Source organism: Enterococcus dongliensis, assembly GCF_031927985.1.
Classification (GTDB): domain Bacteria; phylum Bacillota; class Bacilli; order Lactobacillales; family Enterococcaceae; genus Enterococcus_A; species Enterococcus_A dongliensis.
The window spans coordinates 84,573-104,183 of sequence record NZ_JARPZC010000001.1 but is presented as its reverse complement, the minus strand read 5'-3'; the positions used below and the strand labels follow the sequence as shown (position 1 = coordinate 104,183).

Sequence of the window (19,611 nt, the reverse complement as noted above, 5' to 3'; positions counted from 1 at the left end):
ATAAAGTTTATTTCATGTGTTTGACACGAGAAGCAATCTCTTCATGACGGCCGTGGACCATCGGACGTGCTTGGGGGTTTCCTAAGTAACCACAAGTCCGTTTGACAACGTCGCAAGTTTTTGGATCATGATTGCCACATTGCGGACATTCAAAGCCGCGTTTGGTTGGTTTAAAATCACCTTCAAAGCCGCATTCATAGCAGTGATCGATTGGTGTATTTGTTCCTAAATAAGCAATCCGGTCGTAGCCATAATCCCAAACAGCTTCTAATGATTTAGGATTTTGTTGTAATACCGGGTATTCACAATAATGGATGAATCCACCAGAACAATACGTCGGGTAATCTTTTTCAAAATCCAATTTTTCAAATGGGGTCGGATTTTTCCGAACGTCGTAATGGAAACTATTTGTGTAATAATCTTTATCGGTAATATTTTCTACAAGGCCAAAACGTTCAGTGTCTAGACGGCAGAAACGATCAGTCAAACTTTCACTTGGTGTTGAGTAAACACTGAAATGATATCCGTATTCATCTCCCCAAGTATCAGCATGTTCTTTTAGATCTTTCATGATAGCTAGAGTAAATTCCTTTGCCTCAGGATTTGTTTCCCATTCGCCACCATAAAAGACACTAGCGACTTCATAAAGACCGATATAACCTAAAGAAACCGTTGCACGTTTATTTTTGAATAGTTCGTTAACAGAATCTGTCCGTTTCAAACGTTTGCCAAAGGCGCCATATTGATAAAGGATTGGTGCATTTGCTGGAGTGGCCTCTTTGCAGCGATCAATTCGAAAGACCAATGCATCTTTAACGATTTGTAGCCGTTCTTCTAATAAAGACCAGAATTTATCTTTGTTGCCATTAGATTCCATAGCAATTCGCGGCAAGTTCAAAGTTACAACGCCTAGATTCATCCGGCCGACATTTACTTCCTCGCCGTTTTCATCTTTCCATCCTTGTAAAAAGGAGCGGCAGCCCATCGGTACTTTGAAACTTCCAGTTAATTCAATCAATTTATCATAATTCAAGACATCTGGATACATCCGTTTCGTGGCGCACTCCAAAGCTAATTGTTTGATATCGTAATTTGGATCATTTGGCTCTAAGTTGGTTCCGCGACGTAATGAAAAAATCAATTTAGGGAAAATCGCTGTCCGTTTTTCGCTGCCTAATCCTTCGATTCGGATTTGTAAAATAGCTTTTTGGATCTCTCGTTCAAACCAGTCAGTCCCAAGACCAAAACCTAAAGAAGTGAATGGGGTTTGACCATTTGAAGTGAATAAAGTATTGATTTCGTACTCTAAGCTTTGCATCGCATCATAAATATCTTTGCGTGTTTTTTGTTTTGCAAAGGCTTTTTGTTTTTCAGGAGTATCGATCCATTCTTCTGCATCTTTTAAATGTTTTTGGTAATTCAAGCGTGCAAAAGGAGCTAATAATTCATCGGTTCGGTCAGATGAACAACCGCCGTATTGACTAGAAGCGACATTGGCGATGATTTGAGAAATTTGTGCAGTGGCTGTTTGAATCGATTTAGGGCTTTCGACTTCGGCGTTGCCGATCTTAAATCCATTGTTCAACATGCCTTTAAAGTCAATCAAGCAACAGTTGGTCATGGGTGTGTACGGATGGTAATCTAAATCGTGATAATGGATGTCCCCTTTTTGATGCGCGTTAGCAACATGAGCCGGCAACATTTTCAATCCAATCGATTTGCCGACGATTCCGGCAGTCAAATCTCGTTGTGTATTGAAAACATCGCTGTCTTTATTTGCATTTTCATTAACAACCGTTTGATCTTTGTTGATCAATTTACCGATTGTGAAATTAATATCTGTAGCTTTGCTCCGTTGGAAATCGCGACGTGTCCGATAATTGATGTATTCTTCGGCTAAAGCATATTCGTTGTGTTCTAATAAGGTATGTTCCACAATATTTTGGATTTCATAAATCTTGACATCATTTGTAAAACGCTCTGAGATTTCGGCATCTACTCGTTCAACGATCGATTGAATCCGTTCATGAGCTAATGGATCAACCGATCCCTTGATTTTAGTCTCTGCTTTGATCAAGGCGTCATAGATTTTTTGATCATCAAATGAGGCATGTCGACCATCGCGTTTGATGACCTTGATATTTTTTAGTGACGGTTGATACTTACTGATTAATGAATCTTTAGTGTGGATTTCCATCATTACAAACAACTCCGTTTCCTTTAAAGTTCACTATCAATCATATAGTATTTCTGATATCGTTGCAACGATATATAGTATTATTTTTTTATATAAAAAGAAAAACACACCATATATAGTGTGTTTGTTTTATAAGAAATCAAAAGAAGCTGATAAGGTCAAGTTTCTATCCAAGATAAAATAACTAAAAAAGAATTTTGACAAAAAGTGAAAAAATTGTAAGTTTATCAAAGGACGTTTCACAGAAGAAACCGACCTTTATATGATACCATAAAAGAAAAAATTTAGATGATAAAAATTGATTTGTTATTCTTTTATAATTTACTAATCAAAACTGAGTGTTCAAAGTTAGGAGGAGACCGTAAAAAAAATGATCGATGTACAACATCTTAGTAAGAGTTTTGGCACTCGTAGCAATAAAGTCACAGTTTTAAATGATTTGAATTTTTCCGTCGAAAAAGGGGAATTCGTCGGCATTATGGGACCAAGTGGTGCAGGAAAAACAACGTTGATGAATATCCTGTCGATAATTTTATTGCCGACGATGGGATCTGTTAAAATTGCAGGAGCTGATATCACTCAGATGCGGGAGCATCGCTTAACCGATTTTCGGCGGGAAAAATTAGGTTTTATTTTCCAAGATTTTAATTTGATTGATAGTTTGACAGTAAAAGACAATATCATCTTACCATTAACTGTAAGTAAACTTTCTTATGATGAAATGGAAGAACGAGTCCTTCGTCTAACGAAAATTTTAAAAATCGAACATATCTTGGCTCGTTACCCAGAAGAGATTTCCATTGGACAACAACAGCGTACTGCTGCTGCGCGGGCATTGATTAGTCAGCCGTTGGTTCTTTTTGCAGATGAGCCCACAGGATCACTAGATTCAAAGGCGGCTACAGAATTTTTAAACTACTTGGATGAAGTAAATCTTCATGAGGAAATGACGATCTTAATGGTGACTCATGATCCTTATACGGCTAGTTATTGCAATCGAGTGTTGTTTATCAAAGATGGCCGATTTTTTTCCGAAGTCGTTCGTCGTTCTTCTCGCAAGGAATTTTTTGAAAAAGTGATCGATATGCAAGCAACTATCGGTGGAGGTGGAAAGGCCAATGCTGATTAGGATTATCTGGCGAGGATTCAAAAAACAATTAACCAATTATTTGGTTTTTTTCTTCAGTTTGATTTTTGCGGTGATGGTCTATTACTCTTTTACGGCGATGACTTACGAACAGCCGCTGATCCGCAGTGCTGGTAAGAATACTCAACTTGTAGGGATGCTGGGATTTGGTAGTTTTGCGGTAGTTTTGATTTTATTATTCTTTATGGCTAATACCAATCGATTTTTTATCGAAAATCGCCGTAAAGACATCAGCATCTTCCATTTATATGGATTGAATTATTATCAAATCTGTCTTTGGTTTATTTCAGAGATTTTTTTAATCGGGATCTTCTCTTTTGGGATTGGGATCGGATTGGGTGTATTGTTATCCAAACTTTTTAGTATGATCTTAGTCAAAGCGATGGGACTGGCATTACAAGTCCATTTCTTTTTTTCCCCCGATGCGATCCTCACGACTGGTATCGTCGTTCTTTTTATTCTTGGTGTCGTCTCTTTTCAAATTTTGTGGTTAGTATCAGGATATAAATTTTCTCATCTAAAAAAACAACGACTTCGTAAGGTTCAAGCAATGAAGATCTCGATTTGGCAAAAAATGTTAGGATTCCTTGGTGGCTTGTTTTTACTCAGCGGTTGGACGATGGCTGTAACGTACGTTGTTTTTAACCGTAAATTGAGCGATTCCTTCGGCTTACTGCAAGGAAATCTATTGGTAATGGGGATCATCTTATTTTTATGTATAGTAGGAAGTTATCTCTTTTTTGCGTTTACACTGCGTTGGTACAATTCCTATCGTCCAAAACGATTAAATAAAAATCTTGGCATGTTATCAAGAAGCGAATGGCAATTGCGGTTGTTCAGTGAATGGCGCTTTTTTGGCTCAATTACTGTCGCTTTAGGTCTAGCTTTAGCCTTCCTGGGAGGAATGACCGCCCTTGTCTCACTAGAGATGCGGTCAGTTGACGAAAGTGCGCCAGCTTCATTGATGATCACACAAGAAAGTTACGAAAAGTTTGCACCGAAATTGCAAGAAGCGCTTCCTTATCAGCGGCAAACGCTGCATTTTAAAGCAATACCTGCTAAACAAAATGTTAAAATCTGGGGAGAAGGTGTGAATGACAGACCAGAAGTTATGGATATGGTGGCTATTTCAGATTATCGAGCATTTCAAAAAACAAATTCTACTTTGCCTGATATTCAGTTAAATGCTGAGAATTCGACCGTTATTTTGAGTTCTTATCAGCGTTATTTGAATGACTATACTCGTTATAGCGAAACTATCAATTTAAAAGAACAAAAGTTGACTGTTCAGGCTATTTTTCCTAACTACTTTGGGGATCCGAATTTACGTTATGGCACCGGGTTGATCGTAGTTTCAGATAAACTATTTAACGAAACAACTGGCTTATCTTATGCGACTGAAGTGATTGATGTAGAAGATCACTATGAAAATAAATTGAATCAATTGATTCGTGAAAATCTAAAAGGCGAGTGGGATAATCCGATCCATTATGAGCTAGCTTGGAAAAATCAGCAGATCATCGGAGAAATCGTTGAAGGAAAAACAACTAAAAAGACAGAAACAACTGTTTATCGTACAGAATATACATCTTATCAAGAAACGTATCGAAACACGCGAAGTAGTGTAGGGTTAGTTTTATTTGTAGTGACATTTGTCACGACGACATTTATTATTACAACAGCTAGCATGGTGACTTTGCGTCAGCTTTCAGAGTTTAAACAAAAGAAAAAACAATATCATTTATTGCGGCAGATGGGAATACCGAACCAAACAATCTATCAAGAGATCCGCCGCGAAAATCGTGTCGTATTTTTCATACCGGCAATGTTGGCACTGATCCACAGTATGTTGGCACTTTCGGTGATTGCTCACGTAGCAAGAAATGCAAATTATGGATTTGTTTATCTTTTCTGCGGTTTGATGCTAGTCGTATATGCATTTTTTTACTGGGCAGCTTGTGCTTATCAGAAAAAAATGCTTTAAAAAAAGACTCGTTGTTTTTGATACCAATGACACAAAAAATAAGCGTATCTTAATAAGAACGCTTATTTTTTTTGAATAAATTTTTTCCAGTCAAAGCAAAGAAACAAAACTTTGTTTAAATTATTTAGAGGCTGTACAGCAAGATAAAAACAAAAAAATTTAAGCAAAGTCCTTGACCTTTCTACTACATAGTAATATTATATACCAGAACCTAGTAATAGCGAGTACCGGGAATACGGACTGAAACAAAGTATTTGATGTATGTTCACTACTTAGTATAACTATATACGAGATGTAATCAAATTGGCTAAAAGAAGGGAAATGTTGATGAAAGGATTAACAGAATTACTCAAAGGTGTATTAGAAGGGATTGTTCTTCAAAAAATCGCTAAAGGAGAGACTTATGGATATGAGATCACCAATTATTTAGTAGATCTTGGTTTTGAAGACATCGTTGAAGGAACGGTTTATACCGTTTTGCTTCGACTGGAGAAAAAAGGATTATTGATTGTTGAAAAACGGAAGTCTGAATTAGGACCCCCACGTAAATTCTATACGTTGAATGCAGCTGGTCACGCCTACTTAAAAGAATTTTGGGAAAAATGGAATTTTTTAGAAGAACGACTGCGGGAATTAAAAGGAGAGAACTAAGATGAAATGGTATAAAAAAATGCGCAATGAGAAAAAAAGATACAAAGATTATTTAAAAGCAAAAGAGGAATTACCTAAAGAGTACGGGCAAGCCTTGACAGCATTGGATCATTATATGATGAATTTTGTCGGCAGCGGAGATTTCATGGGGATTTTTGAAGATCTATTGCAATTATTTGCAGATGGCGCTGCTGAAGGACGATCAATCAGTGAATTAGTAGGAAATGATCCAGTGAAATTTGCAGATGAAATCATGGCAGAATATCCTGAAGTTCTTTGGTACAGCAAAACACGCAAAAAATTAAAAAATGAATTTGAAAGGATCGAAGATAAATGAACATACTCTCATCACAACCTATTATTACAATCAAGCATGCAAAAAAACAATTCGATCAAGTCAGTGTCTTAAAAGATATTTCTATGTCGGTACAAAAAGGTGAAATCTATACGTTATTAGGAGAAAACGGGGCTGGGAAAACCACTCTAATCAAAATGATGACTACCTTGCTCCAACAAGACAGTGGTGAAATCCTCATCGCTGGATTGTCAGTGAAGGATCAGCCAGACAAAGTTCGAGAATTGATTAGTCTAAATGCCCAAGAAACAACTGTGGATATGTTTTTTAGCGGCTATGAAAACTTGCAGCTAATCGCACGTCTACGAGGAGTAAAAGATGTTAAAGCTGAGATCGAACAATTGACTCAACGACTGGGATTAAAAGAATTTATCGACCGACGAGTTGCAGAATATTCAGGAGGCATGCGGCGCCGACTAGATATTGCCATGTCACTTGTCGGTGATCCGGAGATCGTCTTTTTAGATGAACCAACGACAGGCGTCGACCCTAAAAATCGCTTAGAGATTTGGCGGATTATTCGGGAAATCCGTGATTCTGGAAAAACTATTTTTTTGACGACTCAATACCTAGATGAAGCAGATCGTCTATCAGATCATATTTCTTTCTTACATCAAGGAGAGATCGTCTTGACCGGCACCCCTGCTGAACTGAAAAAAAATACGAGTAAAGAAATTAAGATTACACTTGAAACAGCTCAACAAGAACAAGGAAAAGCATTGTTGGAAGAAGCTGGAATTCAGTTTACAGACGAGGAAGGGCTAATCATCTCAGAAGCCGATCAACAACAAGCACTTGAATTATTTGTTGCTCATGAATTGACGATCTTAGCACTCAAAGCAGAAGAAATCAGTTTAGAAACAACATTCTTAATGATCACAAAGGAGCAAAACAAATGAAAACTTTTACCCAATTATTCGCGTTAACCAAGCGGATTTTAAAACAAAATTTGACAAACACAGATACATTGATCACTGTTTTTGGAACACCGATTTTTATGTTATTGTTTTTTGTCTATGTTTTTGGCGGCAGTATCAGTTTAAACGGTACTCAGACCAATACTTCGGATTACTTGAACTATGCATTGCCAGGCTTTATGTTGATTACGATGACGATGGGTTCGGCTTATACGTCGCTGCGTATCAACATGGACAAAACAAGTGGTTTCTTGGATCGATTGCATACACTGCCCATCAAACGGTGGATTGTTTTAGGATCGCATATCGTGGCTTCGGTTGTGTTTATGCTGCTATCTGAATTGACGACATTTGTCATTGGACTGATCATGGGTTTTCGTCCAGAACTTTCGATTGGCAGTTTCTTCCTCTTTTTACTGCTTTCGGTTCTGTTTGCTTTTGCTATGACAATGATTTCTATCCCATTTTCGATTTCAGCTAAAAGTTGGGAAAGTGCCGGCAGTTTCTCTTATTTACTAATCATGCTGCTGTTTGTCAGCTCAGCATTTGTTCCGACAGATGGAATGGCAAAACCGATTGAGATCTTTGCTGATCATCAACCAATGACACCAATCGTGGAAGCCGCACGTGCATTATTGATGGACATCGGAGTAAACAACGGGAATCTATTGCAAGCCTTTGGCTGGTTGATGGCACTAGTTGTGATTTTTGCTATCTTGTCTTATCGGAAATATCAAAAAGTATTTTAATAAAAAAATCAGAACGATCACTATTTGACAAATGTTATGAGGATCATCAATTGATCTTATCGTTTGGTCTCGTAGTGGTTTTTCTGATTCTTTTTTTATTATAAAAAATTCTTTTTACTACAATCAATCGTTTGCAAAGTGGCCCTACTTCGTTACAATAAAGAAAAACTGCGGGAGAAAAAATATGATCAAACTATTATTGGTAGATGACAGCGAATTGATCACTGGGGGATTGGCTGTTTTATTAGGTGTCGAAACAGATCTTACCATCGTTGACTGTGTAGATCGTGGAGAACGGGCAGTAGAACTTTGCCAACACCAACCAATCGACGTTGTTTTAATGGATGTCCGCATGCCAGGAATGAGTGGTGTTGAGGCAACCAAGATCATCACTGAGACGACGAACGCCAAAGTAATCATTTTGACGACATTTGATGAAGATAAGTATATTATCGAAGGTATCAAAAATGGTGCGGTTGGGTATTTATTGAAAAATACTGAACCTCAACAATTGGTCCAAGCAATCAGAAGTGTGATGAAAGGTCAAAGTATCCTTTCCCAAGATGTATTGGAAAAAGCCAAGCAAGGATTCCATCCAGCACAAAAGACGGCAGATTTATCTAGTTTAACGCCAAGAGAGATTGAAATTACACGACTAGTCGCAGCCGGGTTGAGTAACAAACAAATCGCTAATCGATTGTATTTGACTGAAGGAACGATTAATAATAGCTTATCGACGATTCTTCACAAGTTGGCACTGGAGCATCGTACCCAAGTAGCTATTTATTATTTGACTGGTAAAGCGGGAGATCATGATGCAACGTTTTAATTTATTTTTCAGTGTGTTGACTGTTGGAAGTGTGCTGACGCTGCTTTTTGTACAGCAGTCACCTGTTTTGACGACTGCTATCATTGTGCTTTTACTATGGTTGAGTTTATTGTTATTGAGTGCTAGTTTCAAAAAATATCGATTTATTTTTCTATTGCTTCAATTGGGGATTGTTTTAATTGTCTCCTTTTTTCAACCATGGTCCTTTTATCTCTTACCAGGAACGATTATGAATTTCCTAATTCTGAAAAAAAATCAGCGGCTGATACTATTTGCAGGAAGTGCCTTGCTCTTGTTTTATGGGATTCATTTGCCAAATTCAGCTATGCAGATTAGCGGGTTCCTTTGGGCACTTTTTGTTTTTTATGTATCAGTAACAATTGCGGAATTGTCACAAGAAAAAAGAGGGCTCAATGATTCTTCTGACATGCTGCGAGTAGAGCGCAACCGATTGGCGAGTTTATTTGAACAAAGTATCATGAATAGTGAGGCTAGAGAAAAAGAAGCAATCTTATCGGAACGTCAGCGATTGGTTCACGAGATTCATGATGAACTGGGGCATAAATTATCTGGTGGATTGATTCAGATGGAAGCAGCCAGAGCTGTCTATCAAAAAGATGAAAAACAAGCAGAAAAATTATTGGATCAGGCGATTGTCACGACGCGAGAAGGTATTGACGACATACGAAAAATTCTGCATGCCGAAGCGCCTGAGCAAGAAACATTAAACTTGAATCGACTCAAGACAGAACTGCAACGCTTTACTGAACGCTATCAACTCAAAACATCGTTTCATTATTTTGGCAAAGTTGATCAGCTGAGCAGTTTTCAATGGCAAGTTTTGTTAGGAAATCTAAAAGAAAGCCTGACAAATACATTGAAGTATGCCGAAGCCACCGAGGTAGCAGTTCGGTTACATGTCTTTAAAGGGTTTTTGCGTTTTGAAATCAGCAACAACGGCAAAACGACTAAAAGTTATAAAAAAGGTTTGGGAATTTTAGGGATGGAAGAGCGAACCGCAATGCTTTCTGGACAATTAGTAATCGATACAACTAATGGCTTCACAGTAACGACGATTTTGCCAATAGTAATACGATGACTGTTACTAACATGAGAAATCTCATGGATAAATGATGAGAAACTACACTGGTGTGGTTTCTTTTTTTTGCGTATGCTTAGTGTAAGAAAAGTTGGAGGGGACAACTATGGAACATATCGTGGAGCTTACACAAGTAACCAAAAAATTTGGTACACATATTGCTGTCGACAATGTCAGTTTTACAGTGACAAAAGGAACAATTTTAGGTTTGTTGGGCCCAAATGGTGCAGGCAAATCGACAACGATCAATATGATCACTGGATTGTTGCGAAAAACATCTGGAGAGATCAAGCTTTTTGATAAAGCTGTTTCCGAAAAAAATCGTGAATTACGAAAAAAAGTGGGCGTTGTGCCGCAAGAATTGGCTCTTTACTATGATCTGAGTGCCGAGGAAAATGTTCGTTATTTTGGCGGCCTTTATGGATTGCGCGGACAAAATTTAAAAGAAGCCACCGAACAAGCGCTGCGTGTTGTTGGATTGTGGGAACATCGAAAAGCCAAACCGGCGACTTTTTCTGGCGGGATGCAACGACGATTGAACATCGCAATGGCAATCGTTCATGGTCCGGAATTAGTCATTATGGATGAGCCGACGGTAGGGATCGATCCTCAGTCACGAAACTATATCATGGAAACGATTGAAAAAATGCGTCAAGAAGGCAAGTCTCTGATCTACACAAGTCATTATATGGAAGAAGTTGAACGTTTAGCCGATACGATTGTTATTATCGATCATGGCAAAGTCATTGCCGAAGGGACTGAGGCGGAGCTAGTCAATCTTGTGACGGATCAAAAAAATATTTGGATCACTGTTGCCAATCCAGAAGCCGTTGTTTTAGCTGAATTGGAGCAGCAAGCAGGGGTAGTGCAAGTTAGTTTGCAAGATCAGCAGTTGGTCGTTACCGTGTCTGTCGAAAGCAACGCGCTGAATCATTTACTGATGCAGTTAATCAAACAAGGTGTCGAAGTTGATAGTGTTGAACAACAACGGATCGATCTGGAAACAGTCTTTTTGAATTTGACTGGTCGCAAATTAAGGGATAAGTAGGTGAGACGATGAATCGAACAATTATTATTCGCGCATTTGTTCAGCAGATCCGTGACAAATCTACTTATATTTATTTTTTACTCTTTCCATTGGCACTGATGTTAGTCTTAGGTTCGATATTACAAGGGGCATTTGGGACCTCTGAAATTGAAAACAAGATCGATCCGATTCAAATCCGCTATGTTGCCACAGATCAGAAAAAAGGTGCGCAATTTGAAGCAATCTTACAAGAAGTCTCAACACCTAAGCTAGTTTTTAAAGCCAGTTCGGATGAAAAACAGGCAATCAACGCGCTGAAAGAGAAACAAGCAGATGTGTATCTATCAATTGGAAAAAACATTGATGTTGAAATGAATGAACTGTCAGATATCCAATTTACGTTATTGAAAAGCTATCTAGTCGAACTATTCCAAACTATGCACCGTTTAGAAGGGGCTCAGCGATTCGGTCAAGCACCGGAAGAGATTTCTGACGTGTCTGAAAAATTGGATAAAGCACTCGTTGTTGATCAAACCAATTTGAAAAAACCGGCAACATCTTATCAATATTATTCTGTTGCGATGATTGCATTATTTATCTTGTATATGGCAGAAAATGGCTTAGAAATGTTTGGTAAAAGCCGTCGTCACAAAACGCTTCAACGAGAAGCAATCAGTCCAGTAAGTCGTCAAACGATCATCAATTCTACCTTTTTAGGTCATGTGTTATTAGGGCTTTGTGCAGTCTTTGTCTTGATGGTGATTACTCAAACAGTCTTTGATGTACCGTGGCAGCAACAATTTGGCTTTTCTTTTCTCAATTTGTCTTCGCTGATGATCTTATTTTTAGCGTTAGGGGCATTTTTAGAAACAATCGGCAAAGAAGTGGGTATGGGAATCACCCAAATCATCATTCAAATAGCTGCTTTTTTAGGTGGTGGGTATTTTCCTGTCAGCGAAGAAATGATGAATTTTTCACCAATGGGCTGGGTGATGGGGCCAATCCGAGAAGCGTTATGGACCAATAATGCATTACAATGGCGGGGAATCATTTTGAATCTACTCTTTGCCGTTTTGATGTTTCTTAGCATGTCGATTGTACTAAATCGTAGGGAGGAATTCTAAATGAAAGATATTTTGTGGATCATTCGTGAACGATTCATTATTTGGAAAAATCATCCCTTGCAAGTTTTATTTTTACTCGGTGTTCCTCTACTGAGTATCGTGATGTATTTGTTTATTTATAACTCTTCTGGTACAGGCTCGGCCAATTCTTTGACGGTCGGAATCGTTGATCAAGACCAGTCGTCATACAGTCAATATTTTATCGATACATTTGATAAACGAATCCAGGTAAAAGAGCTTAAAAATCAAGAACAGGCGGATAAAGCATTAGCCGATCAGCAAGTCACAGCGACGTTATTCTTACCAAAAGATTTTTCAGAGAAAATCCGCCAAGGTGACTTAGCTCCAGTGAGATTTCGTTCTTTTCAAGCAGGCGAAGCAATCGATTCTCTGAAAGAAACAACCAAAACTGTCTACCATGAGGTCCAGACGATTGCTGAGTTTGCCGCAGCCAGCGATGAAGAGACTGCTTTTGACTTTGCTGCAGAAAATACACCGATTCGTTTTCGTTCCTTTGCCAAAGACAGCGTCAGCAAGGAAATGACACTACAAATTTTAGGTTTCATGTTGATGATATTGCTTTATCAATCCGGAAATTTTGGGGCTAATTCTATTCAAAATGAACGACGAAACAAAATCTATCATCGATTGATGACGACACCTGTATCCAAAACTGCTTATTTTATTGGAACAGCTGTGTTTGCTTTTTTAGCGATGATATTTGAAGTCGTATTTACTGTCAGTTTGATGACCCTAGCTTTTCGCATCGATATCGGATTAGCCGCAATTCAGCTCATCGGTATGTTAGCAGCCTTCGGATTAGTAGCTGTCGCTTGGTCAATCGCAATTGGTATCAATTCACCTAGTCAATCTTTTGCTTCTGGCGTACAAAGTATTCTTTTTACGATTACGAGTTTGATCTCTGGAGCATTGATTCCTAATGAAATCATGCCGGATTTCATGCAACAAATCGCACGAATCACCCCCCAATATTGGGTTTTAGATGGAATCAAACAACTACAAAATCAAAACAACGCCAATATATGGCTTAACTTAGTCGTTTTGACTGCATTTTTATTGTTATTCTTCAGTATTTCCACCTATGGCTTCATGAAAAAGAAAAATTTGGAAGTCTTTGATTAAAAACAATAAAAATCGTTAATAAGAAAAACATCTTGCGATAATTGATATCGCGAGGTGTTTTTTTGCTTTAAAAGTTCGGCCAGCGATTCTTTTACAGGGAGTAACTTACTACGCAGAATTTTTTGACAATGGTATACTGAGCTTATGAAAAAGATTGCTATTTCGCTTTTTATGAATAGGAATCTGCAACAAGTAAGATTAGTCAAAGTAAAACAGGAGGAGTAAGTGTGGAAAAAAAAGAAGAACAGCTATTGATTGATTTGACTTCAGCACGAGGAATCGCCGGCAATGAAGAAGAAGTCAGAGAGGTATTTAAAAATTATGCAAAGGAATTTGCTGACGATATTTTTTTTGATGGCTTAGGTAGTGTGATCGCTAAGCAGGGCAGCGGTGGCCCAAAAATTTTTATTTCTGGTCATTTGGATGAGGTTGGTTTCATGGTCACAAAGATCACAGAAAAAGGATTTTTAGAATTTCAAACGATTGGTGGCTGGTGGAATCAAGTGATGCTGGCACAACAAGTAGAAATCAAAACGCGTAAAGGCAAACTGATTCATGGAGTGATTGGATCAAAACCGCCCCATGTATTGACCCCTGAAGCCCGCAAAAAACCATTTGAGATCAAAGAAATGTTCATCGATATTGGTGCAACTAGTGCTGAGGAAGCCAAAAACTGGGGCATTCGACCAGGTGATATGGTAACCCCGTACATCAAATATCAACGGATGAATGACTCAAAATTTTTACTAGCAAAAGCTTGGGATAATCGTATTGGTACTGCTGTAGCTTTACGAGTTTTGGAAAATCTAGCTAAGCGTGAACATCACAATGTACTGTTTGCTGGCAGTGATGTACAAGAAGAAGTCGGGTTGCGCGGTGCACGAACGAGTTCTCACATCGTCAATCCAGACGTCGCATTTGCGTTAGACACAGGAACTGCAGGCGACACTCCAGGAATGACGCCTAAAGAAGCAGATTCGATTTTAGGAAAGGGTCCGCAAATTTTGATTTATGACGCATCGATGGTGCCGTATAAAAAACTATTAGATTTTGTTATTGATGTTGCAGAAGAATTAGAGATTCCCTTCCAATATACAGTAATCGCCGGTGGTGGGACAGATGCTGGTCAAATGCATTTGACGCGTGATGGAGTTCCTTCATTAGCTATCACAGTTCCTGTTCGTTATTTGCATTCACATACATCAATCATCCATGAGGAAGATTATTTCAATACAGTTAAATTAGTCACAGAGGTCGTAGCACGTTTGGACTATGATACAGTTGGTGAAATCAAGAATTATTAAAAATCGTAAGAGAATAATTTCTTACAAATAAGGAGTGAACATATGCGTCTTAGTGACTATCGTCAATTAGCCAAAAAACGTTTAAATAATCAATGGGGAATCAACGTAGGATTGATCGTGATCATCGGATTATTGACAGGAGCAATCGGCGGCGTCTCATCCGTTTCTAGTAATGAGAATATTCAGTTGGGAATAACGTTTCTATTGAATATTTTTGTCTTGTTTGCATTTAGCTTTGCTCTTTACTATATCAGTTTATATGTTGTACGCGGAGGCAGAGCCCAGCTGGGACAAATCTTTGTTGTTTTTCAAAAAGGTTATTACGTGCCATTAATGCTGATTAATATTCTCGCACAAGTTGTCCAATACGTCTTAGCAGCGCTCTTTTTCTTGCCGTTGTTGCTACCAAGCAGGAAGCAGTGTTTACTTGTCTCTTGTTTCTTCAGGTGGTGTGACAAATGTAGAGAATATGGGGACGTTGTTTAACATCGGCCTGTTCACACTGTATTTTATTTTATTGCTCGTCTTTTTACTAGTGACGGCCATCATCAGCATTCTTTTTCGATTTGCTGTCTGGGTGAAATTTGATTACCCCGAATTAAGTGTAGGTCAATGTATCAAACGGGCATGGTTTTTGCTAAGTGATCGTTGGGGAAAATATATTCTATTACAATTGTCTTTTATTGGCTGGTATATTTTAGGAATCGTTGCATTACTCGTCGGCTTGCTTTTTGTTGCTGTCTACGTAAATACAGCAAGTGCAGCTTTTTATGATCAAGCCTTGAAAGAAAAAATGGATCAGGAGGGATCAGTATGAAATTAACCGTTCTTGGTTGTTTGGGTGCTTATCCGTATAAAGGTCAAGGAACTACTAGTTATTTGTTACAATCAGAAGGATTCAATCTTTTATTAGATGCCGGCAGTTCAACACTGGTGGAGTTAGAAAAAGAAATAGACCCATTAGATTTGGATGCGGTGATTTTGACGCATTATCATCATGATCACATCGCAGATCTTGGTGTCTTGCAATATTATTGGCAGCTTTATCCAACTAAAACGCCTAAGCCTATCTTGCCAATCTATGGTCATACCGAAGATTCGTTCCATTTTGAGGATTTAACACTAGCAGGCGTCACTGAAGGACATGCTTATTTTGAAGCGGAAGAATTAAAACTTGGGCCATTTCTAGTGACATTTATGAAGACTATTCATCCGGTCCCTTGTTATGCGATGCGTTTTGTTGAAGAAAAAACGGGAGCTGTTTTTGTTTTTACTGGTGATTCGGGTTATTTGGAGTCATTCAATGAGTTTGCTAAAGAAGCGGATTTGTTTTTAGCAGATACCTATTTATTTGACGGTAATGAACGGCATAAAGCCCATTTTACAGCAGGAGAGGCAGGAACTTTTGCTAAAGAGGCAGCAGTCAATAAGTTAGTATTGACACATCTGCCGCAGCATGGCGACTTAGAGAAATTACGTCAACAAGCGTTAGCTACAAGTGGAGGAATTCCCGTTGAATTAGCCCAACCACACAAAATTTTTGAAATTTAGAAAAATAAGAGATAAAATAATAAAGAGTATTTTATTAGAAAACGAGGAGCTGACACGATGTTATATGTACCAAATGATAAAGAACGCGACCCACGAGTGAATCTAGCCATCGAGACCTATCTATTGCAAAACATGCCTTTAGATGAGCCGATTTTACTTTTTTATATTAATCAACCATCTATTATCATCGGCCGTAACCAAAATACGATCGAAGAAATCAATAAAGAATATGTAGACGAAAATGGTATCCACGTTGTTCGACGTCTAAGCGGCGGCGGTGCGGTTTATCACGATCTTGGGAATTTAAACTTTAGTTTCATCATGCCTGATGACGGTAATTCTTTTAGAGATTTTAAAAAATTAACGGAACCAATTGTTGAAGCGCTTCATAAATTGGGAATCGAAGGAGCACAATTAAAGGGCCGGAATGATTTAGTGATTGATGATAAGAAATTCTCCGGTAATGCGATGTACTCAACGAATGGTCGGATGTTTGCCCATGGGACACTGATGTTTGATAGTGACATCGATGAAGTCGTTAATGCCTTAAAAGTGAAAAAAGACAAAATTGAATCAAAAGGAATCAAATCAATCCGTTCGCGAGTAACGAATATCAAAGATTTCTTACCTGCGGATAAACAAGACATGACAACTGAAGAATTCCGTCAAGCGATTTTATTGCAGATTTTTGGTGTGGATAGTGTCGAACAGATCAAGACCCATGAATTGAACGAAGCAGATTGGAAAGCCATCAATCAAATTTCTGATGAATATTATAAAAATTGGGACTGGAATTATGGACGTTCACCAGAATTCAATCTAGAGCGTCAAAAACGTTTTTCAATCGGTTCGATTGAAGTACGGCTTGCTGTGGTCAATGGCGTGATTGAAAAAGCCAAAGTTTTCGGTGACTTTTTCGGCCTAGGCGAAATCAAAGATGTTGAAAATCAATTGATTGGTACTCGTTATGAGAAAAAAGCTTTAGCAGATAGTATTGATCAAATCGATTTAACTCATTACTTTGGAAATATTACAAAAGAAGAATTTTTAGAATTAATCTATTAAAAAAAGGCTGCGATAACTATCGCAGCCTTTAAGCGTTACTAAAAAATTATAGATCTAAAATAATCTTAAAATATTGTTGCTTCTCTTTTTCTTGCCACTGCCATTGCCCATTAGAACGTTTGACGGCTTGTTCCAATTCTTGATATGGCTCGATCATAGTAGACGTGGCGGCAAATTGGTCGAAAGAGTGGCGCGCCAAAGTGCTAGTTTTGCTTTCAATCACTAATTGGTCCTGTTTTTGTTGGATCGAAATATCGATGGTGCCGAAGATCGGATCTGTCAGAAACTTTTCAAATAATTGAATCAAAAAGGTGAGTTTTTCATCATCTAACTTCTTCGTTTCTGGACTAGTTAAAAACTGGCAAGAAAAGAATTTTGCTTGTTTACGAATTTTTTTTTGATAATAATTCTCCATTTGATACAAGAAATGGGTCAAAGAAGGCGTTTGATCTACTTCATCCGCCTCTTTTTCTGCCATTAAATTGAAGGTTTCTAATAAATTTTTTTGTTTTTCTCTCATTATCAATCCTTGTTCAAGCTGCTTTTGTTGCTGGACTCGCTGATAATAACTAACACTTATTTCTTCTGTTATGTGGTAGCCGGAAATCAAGATCATTAGTCCGCTGAATAAGATCAACGGCCAATCCGTAGTCAAATTAGCTGATCCGGCAAAAAGTTGAATATAGAAGAAACAGTGGACGAATGCGGCCATAATAATTGCCGGCGAACAAATCGTATAAAAGCGATTATCGTTGGCAGATTCGGCTAAAGCAATCGCTGAAGTAAATAAAGTCATAAAGACGTTAAAACCACTAAAAATCTGCATCGCAACAGGTAAAGATAATTTACCGACTGCTAGAGAAACTAAGCCAAAAATAAGCAATAAAATCTGCAATCCAACGCCATAAAGGTAATACTGGCGATGTTTATTTGTCCGCAACCAATAATAACTAGTCAAAAAAACCGGAATAAGAATGGATGTCAGATTATAGAGCGTTGATAAAATGATTGGATCAAACAAGGCACTGGCAGGAACATTCAAAGCAAGCGATTGCAAACCGATAAGAAAAATAAAACCAATCAAAAGCAGCGACGAAAGGAGCTGTTTTTTTGATTGCGCTGGTTTCAAACAAATGACTGCAAACATCAGTGCAATTAACGTTAGGCACAGGCTGAAAAGTAAAAACTGAGGTAAGGCATGTAGAATAAAAAAGCGATTGACAGCAGCTGCTTCTCCAATAAAAATTTGTGCAGGAATGCCAGAATAATAATCATAAGGTGTTTTCGTAACGACTCGCAGTTTTTGTTGGCGATAATTATCTGGCAGATGAATCGTTGTTTGTAATAATCCAGGTCTGCTCTGTTTATTTGTAGCATCATAGCTGTAAATAAGTTTTTCCCCGATATAGACGAATACCCATTGATGATTGGCTCGTAAGACGACTTGCGGATTTTTTAGTGTCATATCTAAAGGCTGTTGCATGATCAAAGCAGTATTAGGCGGGATATTTTTTAGCCGTTGATCTGTTTGCCCCACGATGTAATGATCAGAATGACCCTTGACGATAAAGGTCCAATGTTTATCCAATTCTACGACACTTGTTTTTTTTATTTCTTCTATCACTTTAAAACCAATGGTTAAAATAAATATTAAAATAACTGATATTATAAAAAGGAATCTCGTTTTATTAGACAATCGAAAAGTATTTTTGTGGAATAAAAATTTGATGACAAAGGCGCCTCCTTTTATTAAAAAAATAAAATAAATTATCTATAAACTATAATGATAGTAACATATTGCGCTTTCTAGTCAAATCAAATGCAGATTTTGTTCAATGATTCGTTAAAAAATAGAAAAATTTGAGTAATATGATATGATGGATATAAAGAGGATTTCTTTTTTTAGAGGAGGCGAAAGTCAGTGCCAAGAAATAAAAAAATAACATTTGTTTATGCTGTATTAATTTTTTGTCTATTCTTATTAGCTATCCTAACAATTGTTATTCCAAAAGTATTGAATGTGACACCTTATGTGATTTCAGACAATAAAATGGCACCGGGATATCGTAAAGGGGGATTAGTGTTTGTAAAAGATGTCTCAGAGCCCATTCATGTTGGGAATACCATCACTTATTATGAAAATCAAGGGAAAACGATTAAAACACGACGCGTCTTAGCTATCGATAATAAAATTGATGGGTATTTTGTCAAAGGCGACAACTCTGATAAAGCTGAGATGGGCTTAGTACATGAACGAAACTTGATTGGTCGTCCATATTTTTATTTACCGTACATAGGATTTTTAGCAAATACAAAAGTGATGAATATTTTAAAGATAGGTTTATTTGTCGGTGCTATTTTAATGACACTTTCAACTTTGTTTTTTCAGACTGAGATAAGACAAAAGTTTCGGCAGCCAATTGATTGAATCTTTTGTCTTAATATCAGAATGTAAAAAAGAGAAAGCGA

General features: G+C 37.8%; 19 protein-coding genes. 17 read left to right on the top strand and 2 right to left on the bottom strand.

Features of this window, described 5'->3' with window-relative positions:
- Positions 1-7: 7 nt before the first annotated feature.
- Positions 8-2,200, bottom strand: a complete 2,193-nt coding sequence (gene nrdD, locus P7D84_RS00490; RefSeq protein ID WP_311804661.1) for an anaerobic ribonucleoside-triphosphate reductase — start codon at positions 2,198-2,200, stop codon at positions 8-10.
- Between the two features lie 367 nt (positions 2,201-2,567).
- Here nrdD and P7D84_RS00485 point away from each other — a divergent pair, with 367 nt between their 5' ends.
- The 16 genes from P7D84_RS00485 (at position 2,568) to lplA (ending at position 17,142) form a co-directional block, all read left to right on the top strand.
- Positions 2,568-3,326 (top strand): ABC transporter ATP-binding protein, encoded by a 759-nt coding sequence (locus P7D84_RS00485; protein ID WP_311804660.1) that lies wholly within the window; start codon positions 2,568-2,570, stop codon positions 3,324-3,326.
- Positions 3,316-5,328, top strand: a complete 2,013-nt coding sequence (locus tag P7D84_RS00480; RefSeq protein ID WP_311804659.1) for an FtsX-like permease family protein — start codon at positions 3,316-3,318, stop codon at positions 5,326-5,328. Before P7D84_RS00485 ends, P7D84_RS00480 begins: the two co-directional genes overlap by 11 nt.
- A gap of 327 nt (positions 5,329-5,655) precedes the next feature.
- Entirely contained in the window at positions 5,656-5,979 is a 324-nt protein-coding gene (locus tag P7D84_RS00475; RefSeq protein ID WP_137602952.1) for a PadR family transcriptional regulator, read from the top strand.
- Between the two features lies 1 nt (position 5,980).
- The gene (locus tag P7D84_RS00470) at positions 5,981-6,316 is read left to right on the top strand and encodes a DUF1048 domain-containing protein (RefSeq protein WP_137602953.1); all 336 of its coding nucleotides are present in this window, start codon (positions 5,981-5,983) and stop codon (positions 6,314-6,316) included.
- Positions 6,313-7,233, top strand: a complete 921-nt coding sequence (locus P7D84_RS00465) for an ABC transporter ATP-binding protein (RefSeq protein ID WP_311804658.1) — start codon at positions 6,313-6,315, stop codon at positions 7,231-7,233. The genes P7D84_RS00470 and P7D84_RS00465 overlap by 4 nt, the downstream gene beginning before the upstream one ends.
- On the top strand, positions 7,230-8,000 hold the full coding sequence (locus tag P7D84_RS00460) for an ABC transporter permease (RefSeq protein ID WP_137602955.1): 771 nt from the start codon (positions 7,230-7,232) through the stop codon (positions 7,998-8,000). Before P7D84_RS00465 ends, P7D84_RS00460 begins: the two co-directional genes overlap by 4 nt.
- A gap of 184 nt (positions 8,001-8,184) precedes the next feature.
- Positions 8,185-8,829 carry a response regulator gene (locus P7D84_RS00455; protein ID WP_137602956.1) on the top strand — a complete coding sequence of 215 codons (645 nt, stop codon included), beginning with the start codon at positions 8,185-8,187 and terminating at the stop codon, positions 8,827-8,829.
- Entirely contained in the window at positions 8,816-9,928 is a 1,113-nt protein-coding gene (locus P7D84_RS00450) for a sensor histidine kinase (protein ID WP_311804657.1), read from the top strand. The genes P7D84_RS00455 and P7D84_RS00450 overlap by 14 nt, the downstream gene beginning before the upstream one ends.
- Before the next feature lie 106 nt (positions 9,929-10,034).
- Positions 10,035-10,976 carry an ABC transporter ATP-binding protein gene (locus tag P7D84_RS00445; RefSeq protein ID WP_311804656.1) on the top strand — a complete coding sequence of 314 codons (942 nt, stop codon included), beginning with the start codon at positions 10,035-10,037 and terminating at the stop codon, positions 10,974-10,976.
- An 8-nt stretch (positions 10,977-10,984) separates the two neighbouring features.
- Positions 10,985-12,079, top strand: coding sequence for an ABC transporter permease (locus P7D84_RS00440; RefSeq protein WP_311804655.1), 1,095 nt, complete (start codon positions 10,985-10,987; stop codon positions 12,077-12,079).
- A complete protein-coding gene (locus P7D84_RS00435) occupies positions 12,080-13,222 on the top strand; it encodes an ABC transporter permease (protein ID WP_311804654.1) in 1,143 nt (380 codons plus the stop codon). It abuts the gene before it with no gap.
- Between the two features lie 227 nt (positions 13,223-13,449).
- Positions 13,450-14,526 carry a M42 family metallopeptidase gene (locus P7D84_RS00430; RefSeq protein ID WP_311804653.1) on the top strand — a complete coding sequence of 359 codons (1,077 nt, stop codon included), beginning with the start codon at positions 13,450-13,452 and terminating at the stop codon, positions 14,524-14,526.
- A 42-nt stretch (positions 14,527-14,568) separates the two neighbouring features.
- Positions 14,569-15,012, top strand: a complete 444-nt coding sequence (locus P7D84_RS00425) for a hypothetical protein (RefSeq protein ID WP_311804652.1) — start codon at positions 14,569-14,571, stop codon at positions 15,010-15,012.
- Positions 14,978-15,343, top strand: coding sequence for a DUF975 family protein (locus P7D84_RS00420; protein WP_311804651.1), 366 nt, complete (start codon positions 14,978-14,980; stop codon positions 15,341-15,343). Before P7D84_RS00425 ends, P7D84_RS00420 begins: the two co-directional genes overlap by 35 nt.
- Positions 15,340-16,077 carry an MBL fold metallo-hydrolase gene (locus tag P7D84_RS00415; RefSeq protein ID WP_137602963.1) on the top strand — a complete coding sequence of 246 codons (738 nt, stop codon included), beginning with the start codon at positions 15,340-15,342 and terminating at the stop codon, positions 16,075-16,077. Before P7D84_RS00420 ends, P7D84_RS00415 begins: the two co-directional genes overlap by 4 nt.
- Before the next feature lie 57 nt (positions 16,078-16,134).
- A complete protein-coding gene (gene lplA / locus P7D84_RS00410; protein ID WP_137602964.1) occupies positions 16,135-17,142 on the top strand; it encodes a lipoate--protein ligase in 1,008 nt (335 codons plus the stop codon).
- Between the two features lie 46 nt (positions 17,143-17,188).
- On the opposite strand, the gene P7D84_RS00405 is transcribed toward lplA, so the two are convergent.
- Complete coding sequence (locus P7D84_RS00405; protein ID WP_311804650.1) at positions 17,189-18,730, bottom strand: MFS transporter; 1,542 nt, start codon at positions 18,728-18,730, stop codon at positions 17,189-17,191.
- Between the two features lie 333 nt (positions 18,731-19,063).
- Between P7D84_RS00405 and P7D84_RS00400 the strand changes: the two genes are divergently transcribed.
- Positions 19,064-19,570: a signal peptidase I gene (locus P7D84_RS00400; RefSeq protein ID WP_311804649.1), complete on the top strand. Its 507-nt coding sequence runs from the start codon at positions 19,064-19,066 to the stop codon at positions 19,568-19,570.
- Positions 19,571-19,611: the final 41 nt, after the last annotated feature.

Coding starts and splice junctions, on each gene's coding strand:
- lplA (WP_137602964.1), top strand. CDS start 16,135: ATGTTATATGTACCAAATGATAAAGAACGCGACCCACGAGTGAATCTA.
- P7D84_RS00435 (WP_311804654.1), top strand. CDS start 12,080: ATGAAAGATATTTTGTGGATCATTCGTGAACGATTCATTATTTGGAAA.
- P7D84_RS00445 (WP_311804656.1), top strand. CDS start 10,035: ATGGAACATATCGTGGAGCTTACACAAGTAACCAAAAAATTTGGTACA.
- P7D84_RS00415 (WP_137602963.1), top strand. CDS start 15,340: ATGAAATTAACCGTTCTTGGTTGTTTGGGTGCTTATCCGTATAAAGGT.
- P7D84_RS00470 (WP_137602953.1), top strand. CDS start 5,981: ATGAAATGGTATAAAAAAATGCGCAATGAGAAAAAAAGATACAAAGAT.
- P7D84_RS00450 (WP_311804657.1), top strand. CDS start 8,816: ATGCAACGTTTTAATTTATTTTTCAGTGTGTTGACTGTTGGAAGTGTG.
- P7D84_RS00475 (WP_137602952.1), top strand. CDS start 5,656: ATGAAAGGATTAACAGAATTACTCAAAGGTGTATTAGAAGGGATTGTT.
- P7D84_RS00480 (WP_311804659.1), top strand. CDS start 3,316: ATGCTGATTAGGATTATCTGGCGAGGATTCAAAAAACAATTAACCAAT.
- P7D84_RS00425 (WP_311804652.1), top strand. CDS start 14,569: ATGCGTCTTAGTGACTATCGTCAATTAGCCAAAAAACGTTTAAATAAT.
- P7D84_RS00440 (WP_311804655.1), top strand. CDS start 10,985: ATGAATCGAACAATTATTATTCGCGCATTTGTTCAGCAGATCCGTGAC.
- P7D84_RS00460 (WP_137602955.1), top strand. CDS start 7,230: ATGAAAACTTTTACCCAATTATTCGCGTTAACCAAGCGGATTTTAAAA.
- P7D84_RS00465 (WP_311804658.1), top strand. CDS start 6,313: ATGAACATACTCTCATCACAACCTATTATTACAATCAAGCATGCAAAA.
- P7D84_RS00485 (WP_311804660.1), top strand. CDS start 2,568: ATGATCGATGTACAACATCTTAGTAAGAGTTTTGGCACTCGTAGCAAT.
- P7D84_RS00455 (WP_137602956.1), top strand. CDS start 8,185: ATGATCAAACTATTATTGGTAGATGACAGCGAATTGATCACTGGGGGA.
- nrdD (WP_311804661.1), bottom strand. CDS start 2,200: ATGATGGAAATCCACACTAAAGATTCATTAATCAGTAAGTATCAACCG.